This window comes from Oceanobacillus luteolus (genome assembly GCF_023715655.1).
Classification (GTDB): Bacteria; Bacillota; Bacilli; order Bacillales; family Amphibacillaceae; genus Oceanobacillus; species Oceanobacillus luteolus.
In genome coordinates this window covers 1-5248 of record NZ_JAMBON010000072.1, presented here as the reverse complement: position 1 = coordinate 5248, position 5248 = coordinate 1, and the positions used below count along the sequence as shown (strand labels likewise).

Genomic DNA, 5248 nt, shown 5'->3' with positions numbered 1-5248 from the left:
AAATGATCCTAAGACCATTATCTAGGAATATCCCAGAGCGTCCAAGTCATTTGACATATCAACAGGGTGAATTACAAGGAAATAATAGGCGGAAAATGTAGGCCTAAACATAATATACGAGGGGGAGTGGGGATGAAAAAGTTCTTTGCGATGCTTTCTATTATTTTTTTCTCCATAACTTTAATCATGATGATGTCGCTTTATCAAGCGAAGACCGTTGCTTTTGTTGATTATTTATTTGATATTAGTGTATTTACCCCTATCTTTTTTAATGTTTTAGGTATTGTAAGCGCTTGTTTTAGTCCAAAAGGAACAACCAGAAAAACTTTAATTTTTATCAATGGTTTAATGATGATTTACTTTGCAATTTTTATTTGGATTGGAATATATGGATTTCAGGAACCGTGAGTTGGAGGGATTGAATGAGCTGTATAGAAGTGGAATATCTTGAAATTATAAAGAAACAATTTAAACACTTTAAAGAACGTGCAGAAGAAGGAATACAGCAATTGTCTGAAGATGAACTGCATTGGAAGCTGAATGAAGAGTCAAACAGCATTGCGATCATAATAAAGCATTTAAGTGGAAATATGCACTCCCGATGGGTGGATTTTTTAACAACGGATGGAGAAAAAACTTATAGAAATAGGGACTTGGAATTTGTTGAGGGCAATGAATCACGGGAAAGTTTAATGAAAATTTGGCAGGAAGGCTGGGATTTATTATTTCATACCATTGAAAACCTGCAATCTGAAGATCTACACAAAACGGTAACCTTGAGGGGGAAATCCATAAGTATTCTTCAAGCGATTCAAACGGAAATCGCTCATATCAGTTATCACTTAGGACAAATCCTTTATATTGGAAAGCAAATAAAGGGGAAGGATTGGTCGATATTAAGTATTCCAAGAGGTGATACATAAAAAATGGTATATGATTGGAACACCTGCCCTAAAGATGTGAAAGATTATATCATGGATCTAAAAGAAGGAATAAAGAACGTTGTAGGTCGTGATTTCGTAGGATTTTATATACACGGTTCTTTAGCGATGGGAGGATTTAATCCGAGAAGCAGTGATATAGATGTTTTGGTGGTAGTTAATAACTCAATGGAAGTTGAGAAAAAGAAGATATTAGCTCAGTTGTTTCTCCAATATTCCAACTCTCCCTATCCCTTAGAAATAAGTTTTTTAAACAGAGTAGATCTATTGGATTGGAGACATCCCTGTCCATTTGAATTACATTATAGTGAAGCTTGGAGAAAGAGATTTGAAAATGATCTGTCCAACGGATCTAATCTATGTATCAATGAAAACAAGAATACAGATATAGATTTGGCCGCCCACATAACTATTACTCATCATAGAGGTCTTTGTATAGAGGGGGAACCGATCGACAAGGTATTTCCACCAATCCCAAAAGCTCATTATATTTCATCCATAGTAGCTGACTACCGGGATTGTTTGAAAAATATTACAGAAGACCCCATATATTGTTCCTTAAATATCATTAGAGTGTATTGGTATCTAAGTGAAGGGGTTATTTCTTCGAAGTTGGAAGCGGGAAATTGGGGAAAGGGAAAGTTACAGGAAAGATTAAGAAGTACGGTAAGTAAAGCAGTTGATAACTATACGGGACAGGAAAATCATGACTTTAATGAGGAAGAGCTTGTATCGCTAAGGAATTATCTATTAGAGAGAGTGGAAGAGATATTGAATTAAGGCGTGGTTTCTAAACACTTTTTAAAAAATATATAAAGGAGCTGGAGGGGGAGACGATGAGTGTATTGGAAGCTAGAAATATTGTCAAAGTATACGGAAAAGCAGAAGCGGAAGGAGCTACGACTGCATTAAATGGAATTCAACTATCGGTAACAAAAGGGGAATTCCTTGCGATTATGGGGCCATCAGGTAGCGGCAAAACGACTTTACTCAACATCTTAAGTGGAATTGATAAACCTACATCTGGAGAGGTTCTGTTGGGAGGTGTGATGCTTCATGATATGGACGCGAACAGTTTGGCTCAATTTCGCCGTAAGCAGTTAGGGTTTGTATTTCAGGATTTTAACTTATTGGATAGTCTAACGGTAAAAGAAAATATCATGCTGCCAATGATATTGGAAAAGAAAAGCGTATCGGAAATGGAAGAGAAAGTCCAGGAGCTTGCGGGCCTTTTTGAGATCGAAGACATCCTACATAAATATCCATATCATATTTCGGGTGGACAACAGCAACGGACTGCTGTTAGTCGGGCATTGGTAAATGATCCTCAGATAATATACGCGGACGAACCTACAGGGAATCTGGATTCGAAATCCTCGACAACAATTATGGAGTGTTTGGAAAAAGTGGTAAAGGAACTGTCAACAACTGTTCTTCTTGTAACCCATGATGTTTTTGCTGCTAGTTATTGCCAACGAATCGTTTTTATTAGAGACGGGGCAATCCATTCAAGCTTGGAGAAGAAATCAGAGCGAACTAAATTTCTGGATGAAGTCATGGAACATCTTACGTTATTGGGAGGCAACTGACATGACCTTCCAGAAAATCGTCTGGAAAATGGCGAAGTATCATTATAAGAAGTATCTTTTTTACTTTTTATGTAATAGCGCGGCAGTCTTATTCATCTTTGTTTTTATGACGCTGTATCTGAATGAATACATTGTTTCAGTGAAACAGATTGAAGGATTAGTGTATGTGTTGTCGATTCCCGGTGCCGCACTGATCATGTTTACTATTTTTTTCATCAGCTATGCTCATCAGATTTTTATGAAGAAAAGGCGGAGTGAGTTCGGGCTTTTTATGACATTGGGCATGACGAATCGTGATATTGCTAAATTGCTACTATTAGAAAATAGTGTCATTGGGTTAGTCGCTCTTATAGTGGGACTGGGATCAGGTGTCATTATCTCTAGGCTCATTTTCTGGCTGTTATTGAAAAGTGTCGATATCACAGATTTTGCTTTTCAACTAAACGTTAACATGTTCACTTACACGGTTGGTGCTTTTTTTATTGTTTTTATCATTTCTATCGGACAATCACTTTATATGACGATGAGTAGAAATATCATTGATAACGTAAAGACAGAAAAAATTACGGAGAACACGGCACATAAACATCCAGCTATCGGAGGAATTGGTGTCGCAATAGTCGTTGGATCGATTGTAGGACTATATGTCACATATACGGACTCCGATGGAGGAGAGTATCTGTTGCTCTGGGCGCTTGGTACGTTTCTTGGTCTTTATATCGCATTGAATCAACTAACTTCTTTTCTGATTGGTCTGATTAAAAAGAATAAACATTTTTATTATCGGAAGCTGCTTTATTTAACAAGCTTGGATTATAAATATAAACAGTTCACAACAATCATGACGATTGTAACGATTATGATTATGGTGACCCTGCTTTATAGTACAATAGTATATCATCTCTATAAAGAAACGGAAAAAGAAGTGGTCGAGCAGAATCCTTATGATATCGGCTATATTTCAACGGATAGTAAAAATAATTTATCAGCAGAAGAGCTAGATAGAATTTTCGCAGAATATGGGAATCCAATACGGGAACATCTTACTTTTCCGATTTATTTTCATTTTCAAGAGGATTATGATGGTTACACTTATCAACTCGCACTCATGCCTCTTAGTGTATTTAATGAATTTTCGGACAACCCATATTTAGTGCAACCTAACGAGCTGATCTATCATTTAAATCATGAAGTGACAGGTGAGATTGAAAGTCTTTATTACAGAAATGACTTACGATTCTCAAGTAATGGGGAAGAGGTAATATATGAAACTACCCAAGTCATCGCGGAGAAGCACTTTAATTATTTAGGTGATTTATTTATTCTTCATGATGCGGATTTGGCGGACTATAAAGAAAATATCAATGGAATGGATGCGACTCTTCACCTTATCCATGTGGAGAACTGGCAAGAATCGGAAGCAGCAGTCCTGGCACTGGAGCACGCATTTCATGATTATAACGCGAAGACGCCTTTGTTGGATGTCGATCATGTACCACTGGAAGAAGAACTATTTTACATTGATTCTCGGGTGGATGGTTATGAAAGTACAATGAACGCAAATGGTATATCCTTTTTTGTGACGATATTTTTTAGCATTCTATTCTTTATCGGTTCGTTTCTCCTGTTATATATTCAATTATTTTCTGAAGTGGATAAGGAAGAACAGAGAATCCAAAAGCTGTATCGCATTGGAATTACGAGTAAAGAAGTTAGAAAATTAATTTCCCAGGAAATTACGACACTATTTATGCTGCCGACATTACTTGGCTTGATTATTGCTTTGCTTTACATCATCGCAATGGCACAAGATATAGGAGGGATAGTTGAAAACCCGTTGATGTTAGTGCGCTTTTTCATGCTTGCGGGAATTTACTTTGTCATCCTCACTGTGTTCATGAATTTTGCTAGGAAGAAGATGTTTAGGGATCTTGTTGATTTTAAGTAAGTTTAAGGAGGTGTTTCTATATGAAGTTAGATGAATTTACAATTGGAGATATGTTCGAGACGAAACCTTACACGGTAACAAAAGAGGATATTATGAGGTTTGCAACTGAATTTGATCCTCAATACATGCATTTGGATGAGGAGAAAGCAGAACAAGGAAGATTTAATGGGATCATTGCTTCGGGTATGCATACATTGGCGATATCATTCAAGTTATGGGTCGAAGAAGGGAAATACGGGGAGGATGTTATTGCAGGAACTGGGATGAATAATATTAAATTTATCAAACCAGTTTATCCTGGTGATGAATTACTTACGATCATTCAAGTTATTGGCAAAAAAACCGTGAACAAGGAAACGGGCCTCCTAACAGTATTGTTTTCTACTTTCAATGATAATAAGGAGAAAGTGTTAGAAGGAGAACTATCTGCATTAATTAAGAGATAGGGGATAAAAGGGAATATAGAGGGCCTTTTCCCAACTTGGAGATGGCCCCTCATTAATAAGTGGAATAGTTTGAATCTATCCTAATTATTTTTTTCGATATCATCTATTTCTCTATCGATAAGGAATAGGGAAATGCTGAATGCTTCTATTCTTCTCTTAGCAAGGGTGATTTGTGATTTATAACGATCTGGATTTTCGTTAGAGTAAAATGTTTGTGGGAGAACATATACCCTGTCTTTGGTGTTGAAGTCGCAAGACTTCAACACCAAAGACAGGGCAAGCAAGCGAAGCGCGGTAGTATAAAGGGCGTTTTACGTGAAAAAG

At 36.9% G+C, this 5248-nt stretch carries 6 protein-coding genes; all 6 read left to right on the top strand.

The features are described from left to right. The first annotated feature begins 132 nt into the window (after positions 1 to 132). From M3210_RS19240 to M3210_RS19215, 6 genes are read left to right on the top strand one after another with little or no spacing between them, the layout of a single operon-like run. Entirely contained in the window at positions 133 to 408 is a 276-nt protein-coding gene (locus tag M3210_RS19240; protein WP_251517790.1) for a hypothetical protein, read from the top strand. Between the two features lie 14 nt (positions 409 to 422). After that, entirely contained in the window at positions 423 to 923 is a 501-nt protein-coding gene (locus M3210_RS19235; protein ID WP_251517787.1) for a DUF1572 family protein, read from the top strand. Between the two features lie 3 nt (positions 924 to 926). After that, positions 927 to 1721 (top strand): aminoglycoside adenylyltransferase domain-containing protein, encoded by a 795-nt coding sequence (locus tag M3210_RS19230; RefSeq protein ID WP_251517784.1) that lies wholly within the window; start codon positions 927 to 929, stop codon positions 1719 to 1721. Positions 1722 to 1777: 56 nt separating this feature from the next. Further along, the gene (locus M3210_RS19225; protein ID WP_251517782.1) at positions 1778 to 2530 is read left to right on the top strand and encodes an ABC transporter ATP-binding protein; all 753 of its coding nucleotides are present in this window, start codon (positions 1778 to 1780) and stop codon (positions 2528 to 2530) included. Position 2531: 1 nt separating this feature from the next. Then, positions 2532 to 4478, top strand: coding sequence for an FtsX-like permease family protein (locus M3210_RS19220; protein WP_251517780.1), 1947 nt, complete (start codon positions 2532 to 2534; stop codon positions 4476 to 4478). Between the two features lie 20 nt (positions 4479 to 4498). Then, positions 4499 to 4924, top strand: a complete 426-nt coding sequence (locus M3210_RS19215; protein ID WP_251517778.1) for a MaoC family dehydratase — start codon at positions 4499 to 4501, stop codon at positions 4922 to 4924. Positions 4925 to 5248: the final 324 nt, after the last annotated feature.

Excerpts from the sequence above, each read along its gene's own strand:
- M3210_RS19240 (WP_251517790.1), top strand. The coding sequence starts at position 133 with ATGAAAAAGTTCTTTGCGATGCTTTCTATTATTTTTTTCTCCATAACT.
- M3210_RS19235 (WP_251517787.1), top strand. The coding sequence starts at position 423 with ATGAGCTGTATAGAAGTGGAATATCTTGAAATTATAAAGAAACAATTT.
- M3210_RS19230 (WP_251517784.1), top strand. The coding sequence starts at position 927 with ATGGTATATGATTGGAACACCTGCCCTAAAGATGTGAAAGATTATATC.
- M3210_RS19225 (WP_251517782.1), top strand. The coding sequence starts at position 1,778 with ATGAGTGTATTGGAAGCTAGAAATATTGTCAAAGTATACGGAAAAGCA.
- M3210_RS19220 (WP_251517780.1), top strand. The coding sequence starts at position 2,532 with ATGACCTTCCAGAAAATCGTCTGGAAAATGGCGAAGTATCATTATAAG.
- M3210_RS19215 (WP_251517778.1), top strand. The coding sequence starts at position 4,499 with ATGAAGTTAGATGAATTTACAATTGGAGATATGTTCGAGACGAAACCT.